A 24,861-nucleotide genomic window follows, 5' to 3' on the forward strand; every position below is an offset into this window, starting at 1 on the left:
CGCGACGGGCCGTCAACCGGCCGCGGGTGCCGGGTTGCCCTGATGGGTGAAGGCCGCCCAGTGGTGGAGGCGGCCGAGGTCGGGGCGCGTGGCCTCGTGGCGGAGCGGGCCGTCGATGGCGGCCGGCAGCTTGCGCCGGGGGTCCAGCATCCACAGTTGTGCCGCGCGCAGCGCGTCGGGCGGGGCCAGTCCGCCGGCGGTCAGGTGGTGGTGGAAGACGGCCGTCATCACGGCGCTCGGACCGTCCCGCACCGCCCAGCGGGAGCCGACGACGTCGGCGGCGCCGCGCGCCACCAGGGCGGTGGCGAGGGTCATCGCCTCGTCGTGGTGACGCGTGCTCAGATCGGTCTCGCAGGCACTGAGCACCACCAGCGGACCCGCGGTGCCCGGCCGGCGGCCGGACGCGCCGTCGAGGATGCCGGCCACGGTGAGCCGGCCCGCGTCCCGGTCCCCGCCGGGCGGCCGGGCCAGCCACAGCGCCGAGTCGGTGGGACGCGGCGCCGCGAGGGCGTGACAGGAGAGATGGATCACGGACGCCGGCTCCGCGCCGCCGGGCAGCGCGGCGAGGAGTTCCGCGGGCGTGCCCGCGGCGTCCGGCTCCTCGTCGGTGGCGACGAACTCGCCGTAGCGGAGCGCGTCGGGATAGCAGGCGGCACGCAGCGCGGTCGTCTCCACCTCGGCCCACGGCAGGGTCAGTTCCGGGTCGGCGACGAGCACCTGCCGTCCGGCGTCGGCGGGCATCCGGGGCGAGGCGGCGGCGGCCAGGAACTGGGTGCCGGACGCGGCGTAGCTGAGGACGGCCTCCTGGCAGGCGTACCGGTGGCCGCCGTCGCCACGACCGGGGAGGCGTGCGGCGTGCCACGGGACGACACCGAGCCGGTCGCACGGCACCAGCACGATCCTCGGCACCCGGTCCGCCGGCACCCGGTCCGCCGGCCCCCGCGCCCCGCCCGGAACCGCCGGTCCCACGGCGGCCAGCACCGGTTCCATGACCGCCCGCCCGGCCCAGTCGCACAGCTCGTCGAGCGCGGCCTGCCACCGTTCCTCGCAGGCGGCCTGACGCGACGGGCCGGCGTCCGGGTCGGCGAGGGTGCGCGAGCGTTCCGCGGCGGCGTCGAGATAGCGCTCCAGCGGCGCGCTGCCCGGCAGCATCAGGTCCGGCAGGGAGAGCATGGCGGGGTTTGCGCCGGGACGCAGGATCAGCGCGTGTCCGGTGAGCGGGCGGCTCGGGACAGGCATGCCGGGCAGCAGATAGACCAACGCGTCCGTGTCCGTCGCCAAGAGACCGGCGGTCAGCTCGGCCACGTCCGCGGTGCCGACGAACCGCCGTGTCGCCGCGCCTCCTCCGGCGCCGGGGCGGACACCCAGCGCGGCCAGGGCCCTGCGGCGCAGTCCGCTGGGGATCGGCGGCCCACCCGGCGGCGGTGCCGGTGCCTCACCGGGACGCGGGCGCAGCGGATCCGTGAGGACCTGGGCGCGCCACTGCCGGGCCAGTTCGACGTGCCCGGTGGCGGTCAGCAGCTCGGGGATGCTCCGCGACGCGGCGGCGGCCTGGAGCACCAGGGCCCGCCCCTTCTCCAGGTCGGCCACGGCGTCGGCCGGACGGCGGGACCAGCAGGCGGCATACGCGAGCCGGCGCGACAGCACCGCGCCGTTGAGGGCCGCCGACAGACCGTGGTCGGCGCCGATCTGCAGCAGGACGTCGGCGGCCAGTTCGCCCAGCGCCTCACGGGTGACCTCCACGAACGCCCGCAGGTCCTCACCGGTCCGCGGCCCGCCCCGGGCGGCACGCCTCGCGTGGGCCTCGGCCAGCTTCGTCAGCACGTCCACGCGGTGCGCCCTGCCGCGTCCCTCGGCGAGCAGGACGCGGGCACGGGTCAGCTGGGTGATGGCCTCGTCCAGGACCGCCGGGTCCCTGTCGCCGGTCACGACGGTGAAGAGCAGTTGCAGGCCCAGCCGGGCACGCCGGTCGTACTCCTGCGCGTGATAGACCTCGGGTTCCCCGAGCTCCCGGCGGGTCTCGGCGATCGCATGGACCAGCGACTCTCGTACGGCGGCCGGATCGCCCGCCCCGGTCGCCGGGTCTCCCGCCCCGGTCGCCGGATCGCCCGCCCCGCCGGCCGGGAGCGTGGCAGGTCCGGGGGTCCGCCCGGTGTCCGCGAGCAGTCCGTCCAGTTGCGCCAGCCGTCGGCCCAGCTTCTCGCGCAGGTCGCTGTCCTCGGGCAGCGTGGCCAGCCGGCTCCGGAGCTCCTCGGCCACCCGCGGCAGCGCCGCGTGGTCACCGGTGCGCTGCGCGTGGTCCAGCTCGCGCTCGGCGGTGGACAGGGCGAGACGGACCGCGAACGGCGCGTCGGGCGGCAGCGAGGCGTCGCTCTCCAGGGCGTCGCCCAGCGCGCGCACGGCGGCCAGCGACACGTCGGCGTCGTGGAAGCTGCCGTCGAAGAAGGCGGCCTGCGCCACGACGTCCGCCAGCTCCGCCCGCACGGCCAGGACCCACCAGGAGTCATCGGGGCTCGCCTCGAGCGCTTCCCTGAGCAGGACCGAGGCGTCGTCCAGATAGCCGGTGTCACCGGTGCGGTGGGCCAGGAACCGGTCGAAGCAGGCTGCGTAGCGCCGCTCGCGGATGCCGATGTGCGCGACGAAGTCCCGCAGGTGACTGTCGAGATGCGCCAGCAGTCCGGGCTCCGGGGTGACACCCGTCGGCCAGTCGGCGAGGCGGTCACCGTCGTCGTCGGTTTCCACTACGGGCCGTTCCACCGCGGAGAAGTCGACCGACCCAGGCTCCTCGAGTTCCACGACGACCAGCAGATAGGCGTGGAGCCGGGCGACGCGCGCTCGTTCGGGCGTGTCCGGCGGCAGGGCCCGCAGCGCTCGCAGAGAAAGACCGGCGGCGCGGCGGACGCCGGCCGTGCCGGCCGCCGCGCCGGTCGCGGCGAGGCGCAGCAGCGGCCGGGCCCGCGGTTCCAGCTCCAGTTCCTCGTGCGAGTCGTCGCCCGCCGTGCCGGGCCCGGACTGCAGCACGGTGATCAGCCAGACCAGGACGCGGGTGAAGCGGGCGGTGCCGCACGACCCGGCCAGGGCCACCAGGCCCCGGACGGCTTCGAACAGCGCCTCCTCGGGATCCCGGGCGTCCTCGGGGGCATCGGAGCACCGGGCACCGCCGGAGGCGGTCCCTCCCGCCTCGGTGCCCGCCGCGGACGTCTCGGACCGCGCGGGGGCGGACTCCGAGCGGACGGCGAGCATCCGCTCGATGTCGCCCTCGATTCTGGCGTTCACCCGCCGGAGGTCCGCGTTCAGCGGGGCGGCGGCGATACGCCGGACCACCTCCAGCGCCTCGGTGAGATCCCGGTGCAGCGAGGCGGTCAGCACCTGGCCGTCGGCGGCGGCGAGCAACGCGTCCAGAAGGGCGGTACGCGTGCCGTCCGCGCGGGGCAGGGCCCAGGGCGCGAGCAGGAAGACGAGCATCATGCGGGCCTGCACGGCGAGCATGTCGGCCGCCGATCCGGCACCGTCCGTCCACCGCAGCCGCCGCAACGCCTCCTCCCTGTCCGCCGCGTCGGACGACCCGTGCGCGAACCGGCTCAAGCAGCGCGCGCCCCGCAGGATGCCGAGATGCACGAAGACGACGGAGAAGTCGGCCCCCTTCTCCGCCAGCGCCGACTCGATGCGGGCCAGCCGGTCGATCACCGGCCCCAACGCGTCGGCGGACGGCCACCCGCCGCCGACGTCCAGCAGCCGCCGTGCCTCGAGCAGGGCCTCGCCCGCTTCCCGCCGCAGCTTTGCCGCCCCGGCGTCACCGTCGCCCTCCCGGACCTCGTCGGCCATCGTCCCCCCTCAAGCCCGCCGTTCCCACGCTCCGGGACGCCAACGCCCCTCGCCGCCACACTGCCCGTCTCCCCAACCGGCAGGCGACGCACACACCATGAGGCCCCGACACACCTCCGACGGTCGTACGCCTTATCGACGCGCACCGGGTAACGCTGCTACACCTGCACCACCCGAACCACTTGCACCCACCGTTCAAGGAGGAGCATGTGAGAGCCCGTAGCGCGGCCACCCGGACCGCCTCGGCACTTGTCGCCGCCCTCGCTCTGACCGCCGGCCTGGCCGGCCCCGCCGTCGCGGCGCCCGCAGCGGAGGCCCAACCCGCCACCGCGACCGACCCCGTCACCCACGAGGAGAACGACCGCGTCCCCGAGGGCTCGGTGTGGACCCAGCACTACTTCCCGTCCTCGGACCGCTCCGGCACCCAGCTCCACGCCGACGTCCTGCTGCCCGAGAAGATCGCGGGGCGGAAGCACGCGAAGGTCCCCGTCATCCTGTCGATCGGCCCCTACTTCGCACACACCGGGCAGACCGGCCCGGAGGGCTGGACCCACACCGGCCCCTCGTCCCGCTTCCAGGACTTCATCGAGGGCACCGACCTGTTCGACCGGGGCTACGCCTTCGTCATGGTGGACCTGCGCGGCTTCGGCGGCTCCACCGGCTGCCTCGACTGGGGCGGCCCCGGCGAACAGGCCGACGTGAAGGCCGCCGTCGACTGGGCCGCGAAGCAGCCCTGGTCCACCGGCGCCGTGGGCATGTACGGCAAGTCCTACGACGCCGTCACCGGCCTCATCGGCAACAACCTGGACCAGCGCGCCCTCAAGGCCGTCGTCGCCCAGGAACCGCTGTGGGACATGTACCAGTACATCTACTCCAACGGCGTCCCCCGCCCCAACGTGACCGGCACCGCCGACGCCTACAACTCCTTCGCCACCATGCCCCCGATGGCGGACGACGACCCGCGCTACCAGGCCAACGCCCGGTACGAGGAGACGCACCCGGAGTGCCTGACGGAGAACTCGGCCGGCTATCGCATATCCGACCAGCGGGACCCGTACTGGACCTCCCGCGACCTGGCGAAGATGGCCAGGGGCAGCGACACCCCGCTCTTCGTCACCCAGGGCTTCATCGAGAACAACACCAAGCCCGAGGAGATGGAGGAGTACCTCGACAACCACCGGGGGCCCGAGCGCGGCTGGCTCGGCCAGTGGGACCACGTGCGCGGCGGCGACCGCGTCGGCGACGGACGCCTGGCCATGGGCCGTGAAGGCTGGTACGACGAGACGCTGGCCTTCTACGACCAGTACCTCAAGGGCATCAGGCCCACCGTCCGCTACCCGGCCTACGCCGTCGAGGACTCCACCGGCGCCTGGCGCGCCCAGCGCACCTGGCCCGTCACGGAACGGACCGTCACCCTCCCGCTCGGCGGCGGCTCGTACGTGGACGACGGCGGCGCCGCAGCCCGGGCGGCGCTGACGGCCTCCGGCACCCCGGCACCACAGCCGTCCGCGCAGCCGGCCGGACAGTGGGACATGGAGAACGCGCCCGCGACCGAACAGGCCGCGCCGCGCGGACTCACGAGGGAACTGGCGAAGCGTCAGCAGGCCGGTGCCGTCGCGTCCGGCTTCTTCGTCTGGTCGGAACCGCTGCGCAAGTCGGTGCGGGTCACCGGCACCCCGCAGGTCTCGCTGACCGCCAGGGGCGAGGGCAACGTCATGCTCAAGCTGTACGACGTCGCCCCCGACGGCACCGCCGTCATGTTCGACGAACAGGTCTCCCTGGTGGACTCGGGCCGGCTGACCGTCGACCTGAAGGCGACCGACTGGACCCTGGCGGCCGGACACGTCCTGGCCGTGGAGATCGGTACGGTCCGCACCGGCTCGTGGCGTGACACCCCGTCGGGCGAGACCATCCAGGTCAAGGGCGCGAAGCTTCGGCTGGCCCTGGACGACCCGGCCGACGACGTCGCCACCGCCGGCGACCGCTCGCCGTTCCTGGACACGTATCTGCGCCAGTACACGGTGAACCTGCCGGCCGGTCCGGCGACGTTCACGGTGGTCCCGGGCGGCCGTCTCTGACCCGTGCCCGCCCCCGGCGTGCGACGCCGGGGGCGGGCCGGTTCAGGCCCGGCCGCCGGGCCGCTCACCCGGCGGATACCCCGTCGGCAGGTCCACCGGCGTGCCGTACACCCGCATCTCCGCGGCGGCCGCGAACGGCTGCCCGTTGAGCGCGTTCAGCGCCGTGAACCGTACGTACGAGGCCCGGACCCGGTCGAAGGAGACGCGCTGCATCTGCGGCACGTCCTTCAACGTGCCCGTCGCCACCGTCCGCCAGTCGGTGCCGTCGTCCGACACGGCGACCTCGTAGCCGCCGACGCGGCCGTTCTGCCCGCCGCTCTGCCGGTTCAGATAGCCGAAGCCGTCGACGTCGGCCGCACCGCCCAGCTTCAGCGTCACCCGGTGCGGGTAGGGCGCGGGCGTGCCCGAGTAGTCGGTGTGCCAGATGGTGCCCGGGTCGCCGTCGAGGACGTTGGCCACGGGTCCCTCCCCGTCGCCGGAGGAGCCGTTCTCCGAGTCGGCGGTGGCCGTCATCGAGCCGGGGGAGAGCAGGGGCTCGGTGGTCACCGCGGCCCGGGCGTCCGCCGAGACGGTCTTCGTGGCCCCGCCGTGCGCGTAGGTGGCGGTCACCTGCCAGGGGACGGTGGTGCCGGCCGCGCCGGCGGGCGGCGTCAGGAGCCAGGTGGTGCTCACGCTCGCGCCCGGCTCCACGGCCCCGAAGAGGTTGCCGTCCTTCTCCGCGACCTCGGCCTTCCAGCCCTCCGGCAGCCCCCGCAGCGCCAGGCCGACGTTCACGGCGTCGGTGGACTCGTTGTTGGTGAAGGTGGTGACGAACTCGCCCGGCACCCCGGGGCTCAGCTCGGTACCGGCCGGCACACTCACGTTCGCGCACGCGGCCCCGGTCTCCGCCTCGCCCAGGTCGGTCACGGTGAAGTCGTCGACGACGAGGTCCGTGCCGCCGGCGCCGCCGAGCTTGCGCAGTCCGGCCCAGGTGTCCCCGCAGCCCGCGACGATCTCGCGGGAGTACGCCGCCGTGTCCAGGGCGGGCTCCAGGACGTCACGGGTGATGTCACGGGACGAGGTCTTTCCGTCCGCGACCCGGTCCGCGCCGGTCACCCAGGCCCACTGGCCCTCGATGTTGGTCTGGTAGGAGAAGGACACCCGGTACTTGTGGCCCTCCCGGAACGGGACCGTCGCGGGCGTCGTGCGGTACACCAGCCCCGTGTTCTCCGCGTGGGACTTGAGCGAGTGCCGCCCGGCGAGCACGTCGTCGACCGCCTTGCCCTTCAGCGTGCCGGTGTCGTACGGGGAGTAGGTGTTCTTCCAGGCCTTCTGGCTGTACGGCTCGTGCAGGTCGCTGATGCTCGTGCGCGGGTCGGTGACGCCGCCGGCGTCGCCCTTCACGAACGGGCCCCAGCCCGGCTGGTTGCCCTCGAAGTCGTCGTGGGCGACGACGGTGCCGTCCCCGGCGCGGGGGAGCGGTGCGGTGGTGTCCGCCATCACCCGCACGTCGTCCAGCACGACCGGCGCCGTGCCGGCACCGGCGCCGAGCTCCACGGTGACCTTGCCGCCGCGCGGGGCCGTGAACGCGACGGAGGCCCGCTGGGAGTAGGTGTCACGTTTCTCGTCGGAGGCCATCAGATTGCGGGCCGGGGTGATGTCGAAGGAGTTCACGGCAGGCCCTGCGGCACCGAGCACCCGGAGCGCGGTGTCCCGGCGTGCGCCGGGGCCGATCTCGACGTCGGCGCTGAGCGTGTACCGCCCGCCCGGTTCCAGACCGGAGACCCGCTGGGAGATGCCGGCGGTGCCGCCGCCGAGGCGGACGACGTTGTCGCCGTTGCCGGCCCGCGTGACCGTGGCGTCGCCCCGAGGGTTCCAGGCATCCAGGTTCCCGCCGTTGAACCCGGGGTCGGTCAGCCCGGTGAACTCGCCGTAGTCCGCGTCCTTGTGCGGTGCCTTGCCGCCGTTCGGCACCAGGACGTACGGCCGGCCCTTGTCCCCGGTCAGCGTCACCTTGCCGTCCACGGCCTTCACCTGCGCCTCCTTCACCCGGCCCTGGTCGGTGAGCGCGTACAGGGTGAAGTTCTTGTTCCTCGCGAACTGCGCGGTCAGCTCGAAGGTGTGGGTGCCGCCGCCGGCGCTGAAGAAGTACATCTTGTCGGCGTCGCTCGGCGAGGACGTGCCGTCGCCCTTCCGCGCGTCGCCCCACGGCAGCAGATAGGTGTCGCCGTCGAGGACGACCGCGTCACCCATGGAGATCACGCGCCGGCCGTCCTCGGCCCGCACGCGCACGCCGCCGGTGAGCGTCGCCGACCTGCCGCGGTCCCAGTCCGTCACCTGGTAGTGCTGGAGGAACTTGGTGGGCAGGTTGTCCGTCCAGATGTTGCGGTAGAAGGCGTTCCAGTCGTCGTGGCCGGTCCAGCCCTCGAACTCGACGACGCTGGCACCGCCGAGCAGCGGGTCGACGTTCCACACGTCCCGGTCGGAGTTGGCGATGAAGCGGACGATGTCGGAGTTGATGCCCTTGTTGGTGGCGCCGCCGTAGTTCTTGTCGGCCGCCCAGTGCGACCACACCGACGAGCCCTCGAACTTGTACGACCACTCGGAGGCGACCTCGAAGCCCATCTTCCGCAGCCCGTCGGCCAGTCCGTCGGCCAGCCAGCCGCTGGAGTAGTAGGCGTCGATGTAGACGGTCTTGATCTGCGGGGCCTCCTTGCGCAGTCGCGCGAACCGGTCCAGGACGGCGCCGGTGCCGAGGTCCTTGCGCTGGTCGATGTGGTAGGCCTGGTTGAGCCAGTCCCAGCCGTTCGGCTGCCCCGCGACCAGCTCCTCGCTGAAGTTCCTCGCCTGGGCGTAGGCCTCGGTCGCGTTGACGTGCACGGCGAAGTCCGCGTTGTAGTCCGCGCCGGTCCGGGTGAGCCGGTTCAGGTCCTTCAGGCCGCCCGCGCGCACGTTCTCGTTGCCGCCGTAGTCGGGGTGCGCCGAGTCGTGGCCCTCGCTCGCGTAGCCCTTCTCCAGCACCCACTGCCCGAGGTCGTCGGTGGCCATGGAGATGCGCTTGGTGTTGTCCAGCGTCTTCAGGAACGGATTGGTGGCCTGGCTCGCGAAGTTGAACGGGATGCGCTGGACGACGCGCTCGGGCACCCGGTCCGCGCCCGGCGGACGGCTCATGTGCGCGCGGTGGGCGATGGCGCCGTCCTGCCAGTCGACCGTGCCGTCGCCGTTGGCGTCGGCGGCGAGGACCACGGTCGCCCGGGGCAACTCGTAGGTGGCGACCCGCGGGTCGGTGGCGCCCTGTGGGTGGTGGGTGTAGGTGCCGACGGACAGTTCCGCCCGTCGCCCGCCGTCACCGGTGTCGACGATGCGGGACTGGAGACGGGTGTTCCAGTTGGTGTTGTCGTTCTGCGGCGAGTCCTCGGTGGCGTTGGTGACGATGCCGGCCGACAGCTGATCGTTGCCGACGAACGCGTACGGGGTGCCGACGGGCTCCTTGTCCGGAGCCGTGCCGGCGGTGATCGGGAGGAACCGGTCGGCGGTCGTCGTCGAGTCGGTGGAGATCTTCGTCCGGGCGAGGTTGGCCCCCGGGTCGGAGGAGTCGACGGAGACGAGGGACTGGCCGGGGATCGAGAGGGTCCGCACGGCGGAGGCGGCTTCGCCGGAGATCCGCTCCACGGCGAAGACGACCGTGGTGTCCGCGGTCACCGTGATGGTGGAGGTGATGGTGAGGCCGGGCAGGTCCGCGAAGGTGGAGGTGTAGGTGGCCTTGGCCTCCTCCGCCTTCATGGTGGTCGTCGCCCGGTGCGGGGTGCCGTTGACGGTGAAGGTGTCCAGGACCGATGCCCGGCCGTCGAGAGTGCGGGTGCCCAGCCGGTAGGAGACGACCTGCGGGAACTCCTCGGCCACCGTGACGGTCAGCCCGCCCCGGCTCAGCTGCACCGGCGTGGCGGCCGTGGGCGAGGGGACGGACAGGGCCCGGGGCAGCGCGGCGCCGGCGGGTACGGCCGCGGCCGACAGCATGCCCAGGCACAGACCCAGGGCCGCGGCCACGGCGGCGGGGCGGGGGCCGCGTCTGCCCCCGGGCGAGCGGGGCGACGGGGACGTCATGTTTTCCACCTGGTACTTCCTCCTCGGATCGGGTGAGGGACGGGAGACGGCGGTGAGATCGTGACGGTGGCCGTCGAGGGACGACGGCCGCCCGGGGGTGGGCCAGAAGGCCGGGGGTGGGCCGGCCGGACGTGGCCGGAAGGCCGGACGTGGCTCAGAAGGTCTCGACGTACTCCTCGGCGGGCCCCAGCTCGGGCCCCTCGCACAGCTCCACGCGCTCGCCCAGCCGCTCCAGCTCCAGCAGGGTGACGGTGTTGTCGCCCGGTACGAGCAGGGGCGCGGGCACGTAGAGCGTGTGCTGGGGGCCGACCTCCCAGTAGCGGCCCAGCAGGGTGCCGTTGACCCATGCGAAGCCCTTGACGGAACCGGGGAACGCGAGGAACGTGTCGGCGGGTTCGGCGACCCGGAACCGTGCCGTGGCGAACCCGGCGGAGCCGTCGGGTCCTGCGGCCGACACGGCGCGCGCGAGGTCTTGCGGCGTCCAGGTGTCGAGCGGCAGGCGGTGCATGGTCCAGCCGTGCACGAGCCGCCGGCCGACCGAGACGCCGCCGAGGATGCCCTTGTGCCCGCCGAGCAGCGGACCGTAGTTCACGCGCCCCTGGTTCTCCACCAGCAGCTCGAGGAGCACACGCTCGCCCCGGCCGTGGACCTCCAGCGAGGAGGTCTCGCGGTCGAGGACGCCGAGCGGCGCGCCGTCCAGGAAGACCTGGGCGCGGTCGTGGAGGCCCGTGACCGTGAGGCTGTGGCTGCCGCGCGGCAGGAGCGGTTCGGCGCGGTAGAGGACGAGACCGGACGCCTGCTCCAGCTCCTCGAAGCTCAGAGGGTGCGGCGAGGCCACCGGCTCGGACACTGCGCGCAACGCCTCCAGCAGCGGGGCCTCGGCTCGTACCGGGACCGTACGGGCGGCCAGCAGTGCCGGCTCGGGCGGCAGCGGGCGGGCAGGAGCCCCGGTGACGGCGAGCAGCCGCTCGCGGAACGCGTGGAACTTCGGCGTCGTGGCGCCGTGTTCGGCGATCGGAGCGTCGGAGTCGTAGCTGGTCACCGTCGGCTGGATCACGCCGTCGTCGTGGTTGGCGCCGGCCCACAGGCCGAAGTTCGTGCCACCGTGCGCCATGTAGAGGCTGACGGAGCCGGCTGCGTCCAGGATGTCGTCGAGCGTCCGCGCCGCGCTCTCGACGGACCGCACGTGGTGCTTCTCGCCCCAGTGGTCGAACCAGCCGTTCCAGAACTCGGCGCACACGAACGGCTCGTCGCGGCGGCGTGCGCGCAACAGAGCGGCCGCGTCACGGGCGTGCGAGCCGAACGTCGCGGCCGCCAGGTGCCCCGGCAGGGCACCGCCGTCCTGCATCAACTCGGTGGGACCGTCCGCCGTGTAGAGCAGTTCCGTGACGCCGCGCTCCACGAGGGCGTCCCGCACCCACCGGACGTAGTCCCGGTCGTCGCCGTAACTGCCGTACTCGTTCTCGATCTGGACGGCGACCACCGGACCGCCCCGGCCCGCCTGCAACGCGGCGAGGCGCGGGATCAGCTCGTCGAACCAGCGTCCCACCTCCGCCAGATAGGGCGGGTGGGAACAGCGCAGCCGCATGCCCGGCCGTCCGGTCAGCCACACCGGCAGCCCGCCGTTGTCCCACTCGGCGCAGATGTACGGGCCCGGCCGCACGATCACGTCCAGGCCGGTCTCCTGGGCGGTCCGCACGAAGCGCTCGACGTCGTGACCGCCGGTGAAGCGGTACCGGCCCGGCCGGGGCTCGTGGAAGTTCCAGGGGACGTAGGTGTCCACGGTGTTGAGCCCCATGGCCGCGAGCCGCTCCAGCCGGTCCGCCCACTGGGCGGGGTGGACGCGGAAGTAGTGCAGCGAGCCGGAGAGCACACGGTGCGGGCGCCCGGCGCGCAGGAGCGTCCCGCGCGGATGGGTCAGGACGGGCCCCGGCACGGACGAGGAACCCCCGGCGGGCCTGCCGCCTGCCCCGTCGTCCGCGGCCCGGCCCTCGACGGGACCCGATGTTATCGATGACACCTTGCTCTCCCTCTCGGCCTCGACAGGCGCGCTGGCGGGAACTATGACAGACGTTGTTATCGATGCCAATAGAGCGGGTGTGGATAGACTGCGCCCGACAGCGGTACCTGCGGCGACGCGGCCTCGAGCCGCGGTTCTCCTGGAGAAGCGGACGATGGCATCGGAAACACCGGAAGCCGGTGAGGCACCGGCACGCAGACGTGCGGCGGGCGACGGCGCCGCCCGGCAGCCCGGCATGACCGATGTGGCCCGGCTCGCCGGCGTCTCCGCGCAGACGGTGTCCCGGACGCTGGCCGGGCACCCCAACGTCAAGGAGAGGACCCGCGCCAAGGTGCTCGCGGCCGTCGAGCAGCTCGGCTACCGCAAGAACAACGCGGCCCGCGTGCTGTCCTCGGGGCGCAGCCGGACCATCGGCGTCGTGACCCTGCAGACCAACTTCTACTCGCGCACGAACCTGACGTTCGGCATCGAGACCGCAGCGCGCGGGGCCGGCTACGCGGTCAGCACCGCCACCACCGCGTCCCTGGACACGGCCGCCATCGAGGAAGCCCTGTCCCGGCTGGCGGAACAGGGTGTCGAAGGGGTCATCCTCTCCGTGCCGCTGGTCCACGTCAGTCCGCGCATCGAGCAGCTCACCGGCGCCGTGCCGACCGTCACCGTCGACGGTTCACGGACCCCGGCGACCGAGGTCGTCGCCGTCGACCAGACCCTCGCGGCCCGCCTGGCCACCCGGCACCTGATCGAGCTGGGACACCGCAGCGTGTGGCACGTGGCCGGGCCGAAGGAGTGGCTCGACGCCGCCAGCCGCTCGGCCGGCTGGCGCGACACCCTGGAGTCCGCCGGCCTGACCGCGCCCCCGGTGCTGGAGGGGGACTGGACGCCCGAGTCCGGCTACCGCAACGGGCTGATCCTCGGCAAGATCCCCGACGTCACCGCCGTGTTCGTGGCCAGCGACGAGATGGCCTTCGGCGTCATCCGGGCCCTGCACGAGCTCGGCAGGAGGGTCCCCGAGGACATCTCCGTCGTCGGCGTGGACGACATCGCGCTCGCCGAGTACTGCTCACCCTCGCTGACCACGGTCGCCCAGCCGTTCACGGAGATGGGCGCGCTGGCTGTCGCCCACCTGCTGCGCCACATCACCGACCCGTACGCCGCACCCGAACCGGCGTCCGTCGAGCCGGCGCTGATCGTCCGCGCCAGCACGGCCCCGCCGCCCGGGACCCGGCGGTGACGGGGCATGAGGGGCAAGGGACGAGGGGCCCGTGCGGAGGTGGCCGGTCCGGGCGGAGCCGGGCCGGCCACCGAGGTCCGCGGGGCGTTACCTCTCCAGCACGGTCGTCCGCGTCAGCGGCAGGTGCACCGTCTCCCGGAAGGAGAACAGCACCACCAGGGCCGACACGGCCGCCAGTCCCATCAGATAGAAACCGGGTGCGAGCGGCGTGCCCGCCAGGGAGACCAGCCCGGTCGCGACGAACGGCGCCGTCCCCCCGAACAGCACGTACGCGGCGGTGTAACCGATGGCGGAACCGCTCGCCCGCAGCTGGCCCGGGAACATCTCGACCATCGCCGGCACATTGGCCGTACCGATCACCGACACCAGCACGGCGAGGACCATAGCGCCCGCCATCGCCCCCGCCAGGCCCGTGCCGATCAGCCAGAATGCGGGCAGCGTCGCCACGGCGAAACCGCCGCACGCCACCAGCAGCATCGGTTTGCGGCCGTACCGGTCGGCGGCCGCCGCCATCAGCGGACAGGCCGCGCTGTAGGCGAGCATGGCCAGCACACTGGTCAGCATGGCCTGCGCCTTGGTGTAGCCGACCTCCTCCGACATGTACGCGATCAGATAGCTGCTCATGAGGTAGTACCCGACGGCGTTGGTGATGCTGTAGCCGAACAGCGTCAGCACCTGCCTGCGGCACCGCTTCCACGCCTCGCGCAGCGGCGCCTCCTGCACCGCGTCCCGCTTCTCCATCGCCCGGAAGACCGGGGTGTCGTCGATCCGGCTGCGCAGATACAGACCGATCAGCCCGAGCGGACCGGCCAGCAGGAACGGGATGCGCCAGCCCCAGCTGTTCAGCGCCGCCTCGTCCAGCGACGAGGTGATCACCAGGCCGGTCAGCGCACCGGCGACGGACGCGAGTCGGCCCAGGTGGCGAGCAGCGCCGCCGTCTTGTCGTACTGCGGGAAGAACAGTCCGGCGATCGTGGCGGACATGATGGCGTAGGCGCCGGAGTCGAACCACTCGACGAAGTTGCCGACGGCCGTCGCCGTGGCGACCTTGCGCCGCACCACGGACACGTCGGGGGTCCCTTCGGCGGCGGTACGACCACATGCTGACCATCTGCCGCGACGAGGGCTTCCTGCCCGGCTCCATCCGGCACGCGCGCAACCCGAACTTCGTCCACGGGCTGGTGCTCGCCGGCCGCGGCATCCACCTCAACGAGGCCCCGGCCACCCCCCTCACCGACGGACTGGTGTGGCGGCCCCTGGAAGGGGCGGCGCTGGCCTGGCAGACCTCGGTGGTGTGGGTGCCGAGCCGTCACAACCGGGCGATCGCCGCCTTCACCGAGGCGGTCTCGGAGGGCCTCGCCGAGGGCGGGCACCGCATCGCCGGGACGGGCGCTCCGGGCTGACGGGGGAGTGGCCCCGGGAGTGCCCTGTCAGCGCCCCGTCCCGTCCGCCCCGCCGTCGACGGGGACGTCCAGGCGGCCGGCCACGGTGGTGAGGGCCGTGCCCAGGGGGAGGGCGACGCGAGTGAGGGCGTGCCGGTCGCCGCGGGTCGGGTCCCGGTTGACGATCAGCACCGGCTTGCCGGCCTCCGCCGCCTGACGGACGAAGCGGAGCCCGGACATCACCGTCAGCGAGGAGCCGAGGACCAGCAGCGAGGCCGCCTCGCGGACCAGCCGGCGGCAGTGCTCGACGCGCTGCGGCGGGACCGCCTCGCCGAAGAAGACCACGTCCGGTTTGAGGATGCCGCCGCAGACCGCGCAGGGCACCACGCGGAAGTCCCCGACCTGGTCGTCGGTGAGGTCGGCGTCGCCGTCCGGATTGATGCCGGCGGCCACCGGCGCGAAGCCCGCGTTGGCCTCGGCCAGCCGCCGGGCGAGCTCCCGGCGCGGGCTGAAGGCCCCGCAGGAGAGACAGACGACCCGGGCCAGGCTGCCGTGGAGTTCCACGACGTCCTCGCTCCCGGCGGCCTGGTGCAGGCCGTCGACGTTCTGCGTGATCACCCCGGAGAGCAGCCCGTGCCGTTCGAACGCGGCCACGGCCCGGTGCCCGGCGTTCGGCAGCGCCCGGCCGAAGGTGCGCCAGCCGAGGTGGCTGCGCGCCCAGTACCGGCGCCGGGCCCGGGCGGAGCCGGTGAAGTCCTGGTAGGTCATCGGCGTGTGCCGGCTCAGACTCCCGCCCTCGCCCCGGTAGTCCGGGATGCCCGACTCCGTGGAGATGCCCGCCCCGCTGAGCACCAGCACGCCGCCGGCTCTCAGCGCCTCGGCGACCGGCTCCGGGTCCAGGGTGCCCGGCGGCAGGTCCTCGGCCGGGGTCCAGCTCAGGGTGGGACGCATGCGCATGCCGCAAGGGTACGGAAAGCGCTGTGCCCCCGGGTGGCCTCGGCCGTAGGGTTCCCGCATGGCGGAAGGGAACGGGGAGAGCGAGGGGAACGCCGCGGCGGTACGGGCGGCCGTCGAGCGGGAGACTCGGCTGCTCGATCCCGAGGTGCGGGCCTGTCCGGAACGGGTCCTGGAGCTGCTCGACCCGGAGTTCACCGAGATCGGGGCCTCCGGGCGCCGGTGGGACGCGCGGTCGATCCTCACCGTGACGAGCGGCGGTTCGGTGTCCCCGGACTCCCCGGTCGAGGTCAGCGAGATGTCCGGGACCGTCCTCGCGCCGGGCGTCGTCCACCTGACGTACGTCGCCGACAACCAGGGCCGCCGGGTCCGGCGCAGCTCGCTGTGGCGGCTGACGGAGTCGGGCTGGCGACTGTACTTCCACCAGGGCACGCCGAGCGGCTGCTAGGCCCTGTCGCCCGGGCCCTCACGGCGGGACCGCGGGAACTCGCCCGTTCCCTCGCGCGATACCGTGGGGACCTGATCATTCCGATGTGAGATCCGGCGGCGGTGCCGCCACGGGGAGAAGTGAGCAACGCATGGCCATGGTGGGCCTGTTCTGGATCGCCGAGGGCGACGTGTACGTGGGCGCGAAGCCGTCGGGCCTGGCCCCCGGGGTCCGTCTGACCCCCGAGGGCGTGGTGGCGCTCGGCGACCGGCAGTCCGGCGTCCACCTGTGGGAGGACGTGCATGCCCTGACGATGACCGACGTCCCCGTGAAGTCCCTCGTGCGGCAGGCCGGCGTCCTCAAGGACCTCGCCGTGACGATGGTGGTGAACCTGGCCATGCCCATGGAACGGGCGGACGAGGCCCCGCCGCTGATGACGCTGCGCGTCACCTCGCCCGGCACCGAGCACGAGCTGTCGGTCTACGCGGCCGCGGCCGTGGGCTACTCGCCGACGGAGGTCGAGCTCTCCCGCGCCCTGCTGGCCCGCCTCACCGAGGGCGCCGCGACGATGACGACCACCCTGACGGCGATGTCCGAGTGGGGCCGTGCCTCGGAGGGCGAGACCCCGCGGGGCGCGGAGCGGGAGCGGCTGCTGCGGAGTTGGCTGGGTTAGGGCGGACACGCCCCGGCCCCGCGGGGCCCGCGGCATCAGCTCAGCGCCGTGGACAGGTTCACCCACTCGTACAGCAGGAAGATCGCGCACGCCGCCATGATCAGCAGCCAGACCACCATGACCGTCGTGTCCTTGCCGGGCTGCGGTGCGGAGGCGGTGGCCTTCTCCGGCTGCTGCGCGGAGTAGTACACGAGGACCGTGTCGCCCGCGACGCGGTCACGTGGTCCCTGGGTCTCCTTGAAGCGGACCGCCCGGCCGTCCCGGGTGGTGTAGTCGTACTCGTGCCACTGCACGCGCCGGGCCACGTTGTTGACCATCTGGACCGTGGTCCAGGCGCGCACCACCCGCGCCTGCGCGCTCAGTCCGCTCTCCCAGGCCTCGCGCCGCTGCCGGGTCCGGCGGACCAGCGCGACCGACCCCCAGACGAGACAGGTCAGCAGAGCCACCATGGTGATGTGGAACAGGCCGGTCATGGCGCTGGGTACCCCCGTACTCGTCGTCGGACGTCGCGTCCGCCGGGCAGCCGTAGCCGACGGCCGTGCCGGCGCACGCGGACCCTACCCGAGCGGTGTGCGGCCCCGGACGCCGCCCCCGTGCCCGTACCGGCGGCCGGGTCCGTCGCCTAACCTCGTGCGTGGGCGCGCCGCACGGCCCGTGCGGGCGCAGCGAGGAGGGGATCGTGCTCGGAAGGAACACCTGGTTGTTCGCGGGCGCGTTGGCGGTGGCCTGCCTGCTGATCGTCGGCCGCGGCGAACCGGACGACGGCCCCGTCGCCGGGGCACAGCGTGCGGGCGCCGTCAAGGACGTCGTCCCGAACCGGGTGATGACCTGGAACATCTGCAACCCCTGCGACGAGAGCAACGCCGGCCGGGCGGCGGAGATCGCCGCGTACGCGCCGCAGGTCATCGGGCTGCAGGAGGCGTGCGTACGGGACGTCGAGAGCATCCGGGACCATCTGGAGGCCGTCCACGGGCTGGTCTACCACGTCGAGTACGGGTCGGTGCTGCGCAACCGGGGACGCTGCGGAGGGTGGCCGTGGAACCCGGGGGCCTTCGGCCAGGCGCTCCTGTCGGCGGCACCGATGACGGACCGCGTCAGCGTGGAGTATCCCGACGGAGGATCCGAGGACCGCGGGTACCTGGCCGTCACCACCACGGTGGGCGGCCGGTCCGTCCGGGTCTTCGACACGCATCTCGCCCAACGGCGTCAGGAGGAGGTCCGGGCGGACCAGACCCGCGTACTCGCCGCGGCCGTCGCCCGCTACGACCACGCCCTCGTGCTCGGCGACTTCAACGCCGTGCCCGACGCCCCCGAACTCGGCCCGCTCTGGAAGCTGGCCGAGGACGCGGACCCCGGGTGCCGGCCGTCCTCCGGCGGCACCTGCGAGCCGACCACCGACTGGGAGAGCAAGTTCGACTACGTCTTCCTGCGCGGCCTCACCCCGGCCGGCCACCACGTGCACCCCACCCCGTACTCGGACCACCACCTGACGGGCGCCGACGTGGGAGCGCCGTCGTCACCCGGCGGCGCGGCCACGGGGTGACGACGTCCGAGGTGATCTACGGGAGGAGAGGGGAGTCCGCGGCCGCCCGTTCACCGGCCGGGCGCCTGCGCCCCGCGGACGTGGTGAGCGACGGCGGCTCCCAGGCGCCGTCGGCCCGGTAGAGATCGGTGCCGGGCGCCACGATCTCGTCGATCCGGTCGAGCACCGCGTCGTCGAGCACCAGGTCGGCCCCCCTGAGCAGCGCGGTGAGCTGCCCCATGGTGCGCGGCCCGGTGATCACCGAGGTGACGGCGGGGTGGACCAGTACGAAGGCGACGGCCAGCTCAGGCAGCGTGCAGCCCGCCTCCTCGGCCAGGGCGACGAACTGCTCGACGGCCGCCAGCTTCGCCGCGTTGCCCGGCACGGCGGGGTCGAAGCGGTGCGGGGTGAGCCCCGGCCGGCCGGTGGTGAGGTCGACGGGCCGGCCCTCGCGGTAGGCGCCGGACAGGAATCCCGAGGCCAGCGGTGACCAGGTCAGCACGCCCATGCCCAGGCGCTGCGCGGTGGGCAGCACGGACCGTTCGACGCCGCGCGCCAGCAGCGAGTACGGCGGCTGTTCCGTGCGCATCCGCATCAGTCCGCGCCGTTCCGCCACGTGGTGCGCTTCCACGAGGTCCTCCGCGGGGAACGTGGAGCAGCCGAACGTCCGGATCTTGCCCGCCCTCACCAGGTCACCGAGGACGGACAGCGTCTCCTCGATGTCGGTGGTGTGGTCGGGGCGGTGCACCTGGTACAGGTCGATCCAGTCCGTGTCCAGGCGCCGCAGACTGTCCTCGACGGCCTTGAGGATCCAGCGCCTCGAGTTGCCGCCGCGGTTGCGTCCCTCCGTCAGCGGAAAGTGGACCTTGGTGGCGAGCACGACGTCGTCACGCCGGCCCTTGAGCGCCTTGCCGACGATCTCCTCGCACTCACCGGCCGAGTACATGTCGGCGGTGTCCACGAAGTTGACGCCCGCGTCGAGCGCGGCGTGGATGATGCGCGCGGCGTCCTCGTGGTCGGGGTTGCCGACGGCGCCGAACATCATCGTGCCGAGGCAGTGGGTGCTGACCTCGATGCCGGTCCTGCCGAGGGTGCGATAGCGCATACCGGTGCTCCGTGTGATGGGTGGGGCGGGTTGGAGGGCGTCACTGTAGGACTTGAAGTGCACTCGACAGCAAGGGAAGCCGACCGCGGAGGGAAGCCGCCCGCGGACGGGACCGCCTGCGGACGGGACCGCCTGCGGACGGGACCGCCTGCGGACGGGACCGCCTGCGGACGGGACCGCCTGAGGAGGGACCGGACCGGCCGCCACCGGGGTACGGAACGGGCGGCCCGGGTACCCGGTACGTCCGGGCCGTCGGACAGCCGCACGGGAGATGACAGCCATGGCGTCCGAAACCGCGAAGGTGCCCTCGCACCACGCCACCCTGCACGGCGATCTCAGCGTCCCCGCCGGTGCGCGGGGCGTGGTCCTGTTCGCGCACGGCAGCGGCAGCTCACGGCACAGTCCCCGTAATCGCGCGGTCGCCGCCGGTCTGCGCGCGGCGGGGTTCGGGACGCTGCTGCTGGACCTGCTGACCGAGGACGAGGAGCGCGAGGACGAGGTCACGGCCTGGCTCCGCTTCGACATCCCGCTGCTGGCCCGGCGCCTGGTGGACGCCGTGGACTGGCTGGGGCGACGGCCGGACACGGCCGCTTCGCCCGTGGGACTGTTCGGGGCCAGCACGGGAGCGGCGGCCGCCCTGATCGCGGCCGCGGAGCGGCCCCGGTCGGTGTACGCGGTGGTGTCCCGGGGCGGCAGGCCGGACCTGGCGGGCGATGCCCTCCCCCTGGTCGCCGCGCCGGTCCTGCTCGTGGTCGGAGGCGGTGACGAGACGGTCCTCGGGCTCAACCGTGAGGCCGCCCGGCGGCTCGCTCCGTCCCACCGGATCCACGTCGTCCCCGGGGCCACCCATCTCTTCCCCGAGCCCGGCGCCCTGGAAGAGGTCACCGAGGTCGCCGCCGCCTGGTTCCGCGACCACCTGAACGCAGGATCGGACGGCGACCGCTCCGGCTGACACCGCGTCCGGCCGGAGCGCGCCGGCCGTTCCCTTCCACCGGAGGAGAGAGAGGCAGGCGACAGATCATGCGATTCCCCGACCGCCGGGTGGCCGGCCAGGAACTCGCGCTGCGGCTCGTGGAGTGGGCGTCCGAGGGCGAGCTGCCCCGTCCCGTCGTCCTCGCGCTGCCCCGCGGCGGCGTGCCGGTGGCGGCCGAGGTCGCCCGGGCCCTCGAGGCGCCCCTGGACGTGCTCGTGGTCCGGAAGATCGGCCTCCCAGGCAGCCCGGAGACCGGCATCGGCGCGGTCGTGGGAGACGACCCGCCCCTGTTCGACCAGCGGGCCCTGACCGTGTTCGGCCTCACCGAGGACCGCCTCGACCAGGACGTCGCCCGGGAGCGAGCGGAACTGCGACGCCGCACCCTGCGCTACCGGGGCGACCGGCCCGCACCTGACGTCGCGGACCGCACCGTGGTCCTCGTCGACGACGGTCTGGCCACCGGAGCCACCGCCCGCGCCGCCCTGCGCCACCTGCGGCGGCTGAACCCGGCCCGGCTGATCCTCGCCGTGCCCGTGGGCGCCCCCGAGACCGCGGCCGGGATGCGCGCGGAGGCAGACGACGTCGTCTGCCTGCGACAGCCGCGCGACTTCCACGCCGTCGGCCTCTGGTACGACGACTTCGAGCAGGTGGGCGACGACGAGGTCGTCGGGATCCTGACCGCGCACAGGGCGATCTCGGCCCCCGGCACGTACTCCTGACCTCCTCCTGCGATGCCGGTGACGGCCCGGTGGCGCACACTCGGTGAAAGGGATCTGTCCGCACGGAGCGTCACGAGGTCCGCATGCTCGATGTGCCGTTCTGGCTCTGGGCGGCGTTCGCCGCCACGGTGGTCGTGTCGCTCACGGTCGACCTGCTGGCCCACCGCCGGGCCCACGTCATCGGCTTCAGGGAGGCGGCGGCGTGGAGCGGACTGTGGGTGGGGCTCGCACTCGTCTTCGGCGCGGTCGTCCTCCTCGTCCTCGGCGGGACGGCCGGCACCGAGTACACCACTGCGTGGCTGCTGGAGAAGAGCCTGTCGGTCGACAACCTCTTCGTGTTCGCCCTGATCTTCGCCTACTTCAAGGTGCCCCGCGCCTACCAGCACCGCGTCCTGTTCTTCGGCGTCATCGGCGCCCTGGTGTTCCGCGGCGTCTTCCTGGCCGCCGGCGTGGCGGTGGTCAACCGCTTCACGGCCGTCCTGTTCGCCTTCGCCGCCGTTCTCTTCTACAGCACGTACAAGATCCTCAAGGGTGAGGACGAGAGCTTCGACCCGGGCAGGAGTTTCGCCGTCCGGCTGCTGCGCAAGATCGTGCCGGTGCGGGACGAGTACGCGGGCGCCAAGTTCTTCGTCAGGGAGGCCGGCAAGCGCGTGGCCACGCCTCTGCTGGCCGTGGTCGCCGCGATCGAGGCGGCCGACCTGATCTTCGCCGTGGACAGCGTCCCGGCGGTGCTGGCGGTCAGCGACGACGCCTTCATCGTCTACACGAGCAACGCCTTCGCCATCCTGGGGCTGCGCGCCCTGTACTTCATGCTGTCGGGGCTGCTGGACCGTTTCCACTACCTGAGCACGGGCCTGGCCGTCATCCTCGCCTTCATCGGGGTCAAGCTCGTCCTCCAGGCGTCCCACAAGATCTTCAGCACCTCCGTGCCGGAGATCCCCTCTCCCGTGAGCCTGGCCGTGATCGTCGTGGTGCTGGCGGCCTCCGTCTTCCTGAGTCTGCGCCGCCCGGCCGAGAAGACCGGCCAGGAGGGCGACGGACCACGAGAGCCATAGGTGTAGTGCACAACCGAACATACCGGAGAAGAGTGGAACAAAAGCCTATTCAGGGCTTTGCTTTCGCTTTACCGTGGAGGTATGAGCAGCCACACAGACAGTCAGACAGGCGCGACCAAGCCGCCGGCCGAGCAGATCTGTCCGGTGTGCCACCACTCCGTTCCGCCTGAGATCAGACGGCACAAGAGCCTCGGGATCTACGTCCCCCGCTGGTACCCGGGTCAGTGCCGCAACCCCGACTGCACCGCAGTGGTCCCCGCCCCCGCTCCCGCCCGGTCCGCTCGGCGGTGACGCACCGGGGTCGGCTGCCACCGCGGGGCACGCATGTTGTGCGACGAGCACTGGCTCCACGGCGTAGCCGCCACCGACGGCATGCTCCTGGCCTGGAACGGCGACATGTGAGCCAGGCTGAGGGTGAACGGGCCGCTGCAACTGGTTCCCGCCACCACCCACTCGCATGGGAACGAGGCACGGGCAAGCCGTCGTTGAGGCGACCACGTGGTCATCGGCGGGCCACTGCCACCAGGTGCTTGGCATGCTGGTCGTACGGTGCGCCTGAGAAGTCCCCGTGCAGCGAGACATGCGAGAAGCCCACCGATCGCAGCATGTCGGTGATCTCCTGCCCGGAGTAGAGCCACGACGTGTAGGGGTAGTCCTGGCGTCGGCCGTCGCTCACCACGATCCATCGGCCGCGGATCCGGCGCCAGTCGTCGACGACGGCACGCTCCTCCAGGAAGAGCATGCCGTCCCGCTCCAGCCAGACACGTCCGTCGTTCGTGCGGGCCGGAAATGTTTCCCGGGACCTGACATGCAGGAGGAAGGCGCCACCCTCGCGCAGCGAGGAGTATGCCTGCCCGAGCAGGCGGACGTTGTCCGCCTGCTCCGTGAAATACCCGAAGGACGACCAGAGGTTGAGTACCACGTCTGCGGCCGGGTCGGCCCGGTACTCACGTGCGTCGGCCTGGACGAACTCGGCCGTGACCCCCTCGGCCAGCGCTCGCGCCCGGGCGCTGTCGAGGTAGCTCCCGGTACTGTCCACTCCCGTCACCCGGTGGCCGAGGCGCGCCAGCGGAACCGCGTGGCGCCCAGGGCCGCAGCACAGGTCCACGATCCGGGCCGGAGTCGAGAGGGAGAGCAGTGCGGCGATCTGTGCCGCCTCGCGCTGACCGCGGTGGATGCGGTCCTCGTCGAACATGAAATCGTGCAGGCCCGTCCAGAACTGTTCCCGGACGGACCACTCGCCGTCGGTCTCGGTCGACATGGTCTCTCCTAACCCCGGTTCCCGTTGCGGGACCGGACGTCGGTGGGTGTGCCGGCGCGACATCGCGGACGGCGCCGTGCTGTGGGAACCTCCCCGCGGCGGAATCGAGGAGGGGGAAAGAGCTGCCTGCCTTTCGGTGGGCCTGGGTAGGGCACAGTCCTCTGCCTTCACGGCGACGGCGAGTCACGGACGCCGGCCGGCCACTGTGCAACCGCGCCGTGCCGGTGGTGCAACGCCAGCACGCTCCGTTTGGGCACGAAGGTGCGCTGTGCGCCGGTTCCACGGTGCCGAGCGAGAAGTCGAACGCCTTGCCGAAAGGCCTCCGATGGCAGTTGCCGGACGCCATGGCCTGCCGGACGCCGTCGCCCACGTCGGCGACCACCTTCCATCTGGGTTCCTCCGCACGCTGTCGCGAATGGCATGACCCGGCTGAGACGACCGAAGAAGAACGGGTCGTTGGCCAGTACCGGGGGTGACGTCCAGCCCCAAGCCGTCCAGCCAACTCGCCGCCTCGTTCAGTATGTCGTCGCGCCAACGCTCCGCCGCATCCGCGGCACCGAGGTACACGATCCCGTACATGCCGAAGGGCCGGAAACCCCAGCTGCTACGAGGTCGGTATCAGGTGCAATAGTGCCCTCTTTCTCCGGTAGTAGGCTTTTCAGTGTGATGGTGAGAGTCTCGTCCCAGAATTGTTGTCCATTTGGCCGTCTCTGTGTCCTAAATTGGGCAACATGCCGGATTCCCGCTATGCGGGCCACCGTCGATCACTCATCCTATTGCGCCGCGGTGTCGATGTGGCGAGATATGCCCGCGACGCCCTTACGGCTGCTGCCGCCTGCGCCCTCCATGGTCACGCCTTACGTGCGACGATCTTGGCTAATTGGGTAAATTAGCCGGCAAACGCGCTATGAGTTGATTTATTCCCTAAATTGGCTGCAAGGGAGTGGGGTGCCGGGTGGGCCTCGAAAACCCTTGCTCGAAGGGAAGCGGAAAAAGAGAGTCACAGGGCTTCGTCGCCTACATTGCATGCAAATCCGATGCAGCAATCGGCCCGGCTGTTCGGTCGTGCCGCTGTGACTCCAGGGACCCCCCTTGTGGGAGAGCGTGCAATGCTCAAGTTCATTCGTCGAAGATCGCACAACGGGTTCATGCCAGTGAATTCCCATCGAGCCCACAGTGGACGGTGTCGAGCTGGAAGCGGCAGACCGTCAGCGGGCTGCTCGACACGGGAATCCTGTTGTGATGGATGGCGGGATCTTTGCGGTGAGCGCGGTGCTGTTGGCCGCAGTGCAGGTTCGGCACGTACCGATCGCACGTCATCCGATGCTCTCCGACCTCAAAGAGGGCCGGATCGAGGTGCGTAGCCGTGACTGGTACTGGTCGAGCCCGATCCCACCGCCGTCTGGAATCGTGCAGCGGCGGTTCCGATGACGCTGGGTCCATCCATCGCGGTCCGGCGAGGCAGTTCAGGTAGCTGTGCTGCCGACCGGTGCGATCGGCCGCCAGCTCGGTTCGCTGTTGGCTGGTCGCGTAGGCAGCCGTCGGTGACACACG

Annotated in this window: 19 protein-coding genes; 10 read left to right on the forward strand and 9 right to left on the reverse strand. The window is 72.4% G+C overall.

Annotated features, from left to right (window positions below):
- Positions 1–12: 12 nt before the first annotated feature.
- The gene (locus tag AB0E77_RS10880; RefSeq protein WP_361568610.1) at positions 13–3,825 is read right to left on the reverse strand and encodes a CHAT domain-containing protein; all 3,813 of its coding nucleotides are present in this window, start codon (positions 3,823–3,825) and stop codon (positions 13–15) included.
- Between the two features lie 209 nt (positions 3,826–4,034).
- Here AB0E77_RS10880 and AB0E77_RS10885 point away from each other — a divergent pair, with 209 nt between their 5' ends.
- Positions 4,035–5,903, forward strand: a complete 1,869-nt coding sequence (locus AB0E77_RS10885; protein WP_361568612.1) for a CocE/NonD family hydrolase — start codon at positions 4,035–4,037, stop codon at positions 5,901–5,903.
- Between the two features lie 42 nt (positions 5,904–5,945).
- On the opposite strand, the gene AB0E77_RS10890 is transcribed toward AB0E77_RS10885, so the two are convergent.
- Positions 5,946–9,986, reverse strand: coding sequence for an endo-alpha-N-acetylgalactosaminidase family protein (locus tag AB0E77_RS10890; protein WP_361568614.1), 4,041 nt, complete (start codon positions 9,984–9,986; stop codon positions 5,946–5,948).
- A gap of 154 nt (positions 9,987–10,140) precedes the next feature.
- Positions 10,141–11,922 carry a glycoside hydrolase family 35 protein gene (locus AB0E77_RS10895; protein ID WP_361568851.1) on the reverse strand — a complete coding sequence of 594 codons (1,782 nt, stop codon included), beginning with the start codon at positions 11,920–11,922 and terminating at the stop codon, positions 10,141–10,143.
- Positions 11,923–12,160: 238 nt separating this feature from the next.
- Between AB0E77_RS10895 and AB0E77_RS10900 the strand changes: the two genes are divergently transcribed.
- A complete protein-coding gene (locus AB0E77_RS10900) occupies positions 12,161–13,237 on the forward strand; it encodes a LacI family DNA-binding transcriptional regulator (protein WP_361568616.1) in 1,077 nt (358 codons plus the stop codon).
- Between the two features lie 87 nt (positions 13,238–13,324).
- Here the strand turns inward: AB0E77_RS10900 and AB0E77_RS10905 are convergent, their stop codons facing one another.
- Both AB0E77_RS10905 and AB0E77_RS10910 read right to left on the reverse strand, forming a co-directional pair.
- Positions 13,325–14,113, reverse strand: coding sequence for an MFS transporter (locus AB0E77_RS10905; RefSeq protein WP_361568617.1), 789 nt, complete (start codon positions 14,111–14,113; stop codon positions 13,325–13,327).
- Between the two features lie 8 nt (positions 14,114–14,121).
- The gene (locus AB0E77_RS10910) at positions 14,122–14,304 is read right to left on the reverse strand and encodes a hypothetical protein (RefSeq protein ID WP_361568618.1); all 183 of its coding nucleotides are present in this window, start codon (positions 14,302–14,304) and stop codon (positions 14,122–14,124) included.
- 32 nt (positions 14,305–14,336) lie between these two features.
- Between AB0E77_RS10910 and AB0E77_RS10915 the strand changes: the two genes are divergently transcribed.
- A complete protein-coding gene (locus AB0E77_RS10915; protein ID WP_361568620.1) occupies positions 14,337–14,639 on the forward strand; it encodes a hypothetical protein in 303 nt (100 codons plus the stop codon).
- 27 nt (positions 14,640–14,666) lie between these two features.
- On the opposite strand, the gene AB0E77_RS10920 is transcribed toward AB0E77_RS10915, so the two are convergent.
- Complete coding sequence (locus AB0E77_RS10920) at positions 14,667–15,575, reverse strand: NAD-dependent protein deacetylase (RefSeq protein ID WP_361568621.1); 909 nt, start codon at positions 15,573–15,575, stop codon at positions 14,667–14,669.
- A 58-nt stretch (positions 15,576–15,633) separates the two neighbouring features.
- On the opposite strand from AB0E77_RS10920, the gene AB0E77_RS10925 reads away from it, so the two are divergent.
- Both AB0E77_RS10925 and AB0E77_RS10930 read left to right on the forward strand, forming a co-directional pair.
- Positions 15,634–16,020 (forward strand): DUF4440 domain-containing protein, encoded by a 387-nt coding sequence (locus AB0E77_RS10925; RefSeq protein ID WP_361568622.1) that lies wholly within the window; start codon positions 15,634–15,636, stop codon positions 16,018–16,020.
- A gap of 130 nt (positions 16,021–16,150) precedes the next feature.
- The gene (locus AB0E77_RS10930) at positions 16,151–16,672 is read left to right on the forward strand and encodes a hypothetical protein (RefSeq protein ID WP_361568624.1); all 522 of its coding nucleotides are present in this window, start codon (positions 16,151–16,153) and stop codon (positions 16,670–16,672) included.
- A gap of 35 nt (positions 16,673–16,707) precedes the next feature.
- On the opposite strand, the gene AB0E77_RS10935 is transcribed toward AB0E77_RS10930, so the two are convergent.
- Complete coding sequence (locus AB0E77_RS10935; RefSeq protein ID WP_361568626.1) at positions 16,708–17,145, reverse strand: DUF3592 domain-containing protein; 438 nt, start codon at positions 17,143–17,145, stop codon at positions 16,708–16,710.
- 203 nt (positions 17,146–17,348) lie between these two features.
- On the opposite strand from AB0E77_RS10935, the gene AB0E77_RS10940 reads away from it, so the two are divergent.
- Entirely contained in the window at positions 17,349–18,215 is an 867-nt protein-coding gene (locus AB0E77_RS10940; protein WP_361568852.1) for an endonuclease/exonuclease/phosphatase family protein, read from the forward strand.
- Positions 18,216–18,231: 16 nt separating this feature from the next.
- Here AB0E77_RS10940 and AB0E77_RS10945 read toward each other — a convergent pair whose 3' ends face one another.
- Complete coding sequence (locus tag AB0E77_RS10945) at positions 18,232–19,299, reverse strand: aldo/keto reductase (RefSeq protein ID WP_361568627.1); 1,068 nt, start codon at positions 19,297–19,299, stop codon at positions 18,232–18,234.
- A gap of 280 nt (positions 19,300–19,579) precedes the next feature.
- Here AB0E77_RS10945 and AB0E77_RS10950 point away from each other — a divergent pair, with 280 nt between their 5' ends.
- From AB0E77_RS10950 to AB0E77_RS10960, 3 genes are all read left to right on the forward strand, one after another.
- The gene (locus tag AB0E77_RS10950; protein WP_361568629.1) at positions 19,580–20,251 is read left to right on the forward strand and encodes a dienelactone hydrolase family protein; all 672 of its coding nucleotides are present in this window, start codon (positions 19,580–19,582) and stop codon (positions 20,249–20,251) included.
- Positions 20,252–20,319: 68 nt separating this feature from the next.
- A complete protein-coding gene (locus tag AB0E77_RS10955) occupies positions 20,320–20,991 on the forward strand; it encodes a phosphoribosyltransferase family protein (RefSeq protein ID WP_361568631.1) in 672 nt (223 codons plus the stop codon).
- 83 nt (positions 20,992–21,074) lie between these two features.
- Complete coding sequence (locus AB0E77_RS10960) at positions 21,075–22,046, forward strand: TerC family protein (protein ID WP_361568632.1); 972 nt, start codon at positions 21,075–21,077, stop codon at positions 22,044–22,046.
- A 502-nt stretch (positions 22,047–22,548) separates the two neighbouring features.
- Here AB0E77_RS10960 and AB0E77_RS10965 read toward each other — a convergent pair.
- Complete coding sequence (locus AB0E77_RS10965) at positions 22,549–23,307, reverse strand: class I SAM-dependent methyltransferase (RefSeq protein ID WP_361568634.1); 759 nt, start codon at positions 23,305–23,307, stop codon at positions 22,549–22,551.
- Positions 23,308–24,483: 1,176 nt separating this feature from the next.
- On the opposite strand from AB0E77_RS10965, the gene AB0E77_RS10970 reads away from it, so the two are divergent.
- Complete coding sequence (locus AB0E77_RS10970; protein ID WP_361568635.1) at positions 24,484–24,738, forward strand: hypothetical protein; 255 nt, start codon at positions 24,484–24,486, stop codon at positions 24,736–24,738.
- The last annotated feature ends 123 nt before the right edge of the window (positions 24,739–24,861 follow it).

The sequence above is a fragment of the Streptomyces sp. NPDC032940 genome, from assembly GCF_040636935.1.
Taxonomy (GTDB): Bacteria; Actinomycetota; Actinomycetes; order Streptomycetales; family Streptomycetaceae; genus Streptomyces.

Coding starts and splice junctions, on each gene's coding strand:
- AB0E77_RS10880 (WP_361568610.1), bottom strand. CDS start 3,825: ATGGCCGACGAGGTCCGGGAGGGCGACGGTGACGCCGGGGCGGCAAAG.
- AB0E77_RS10890 (WP_361568614.1), bottom strand. CDS start 9,986: ATGACGTCCCCGTCGCCCCGCTCGCCCGGGGGCAGACGCGGCCCCCGC.
- AB0E77_RS10900 (WP_361568616.1), top strand. CDS start 12,161: ATGGCATCGGAAACACCGGAAGCCGGTGAGGCACCGGCACGCAGACGT.
- AB0E77_RS10915 (WP_361568620.1), top strand. CDS start 14,337: ATGCTGACCATCTGCCGCGACGAGGGCTTCCTGCCCGGCTCCATCCGG.
- AB0E77_RS10920 (WP_361568621.1), bottom strand. CDS start 15,575: ATGCGCATGCGTCCCACCCTGAGCTGGACCCCGGCCGAGGACCTGCCG.
- AB0E77_RS10925 (WP_361568622.1), top strand. CDS start 15,634: ATGGCGGAAGGGAACGGGGAGAGCGAGGGGAACGCCGCGGCGGTACGG.
- AB0E77_RS10930 (WP_361568624.1), top strand. CDS start 16,151: ATGGCCATGGTGGGCCTGTTCTGGATCGCCGAGGGCGACGTGTACGTG.
- AB0E77_RS10935 (WP_361568626.1), bottom strand. CDS start 17,145: ATGACCGGCCTGTTCCACATCACCATGGTGGCTCTGCTGACCTGTCTC.
- AB0E77_RS10945 (WP_361568627.1), bottom strand. CDS start 19,299: ATGCGCTATCGCACCCTCGGCAGGACCGGCATCGAGGTCAGCACCCAC.
- AB0E77_RS10950 (WP_361568629.1), top strand. CDS start 19,580: ATGGCGTCCGAAACCGCGAAGGTGCCCTCGCACCACGCCACCCTGCAC.
- AB0E77_RS10955 (WP_361568631.1), top strand. CDS start 20,320: ATGCGATTCCCCGACCGCCGGGTGGCCGGCCAGGAACTCGCGCTGCGG.
- AB0E77_RS10960 (WP_361568632.1), top strand. CDS start 21,075: ATGCTCGATGTGCCGTTCTGGCTCTGGGCGGCGTTCGCCGCCACGGTG.
- AB0E77_RS10965 (WP_361568634.1), bottom strand. CDS start 23,307: ATGTCGACCGAGACCGACGGCGAGTGGTCCGTCCGGGAACAGTTCTGG.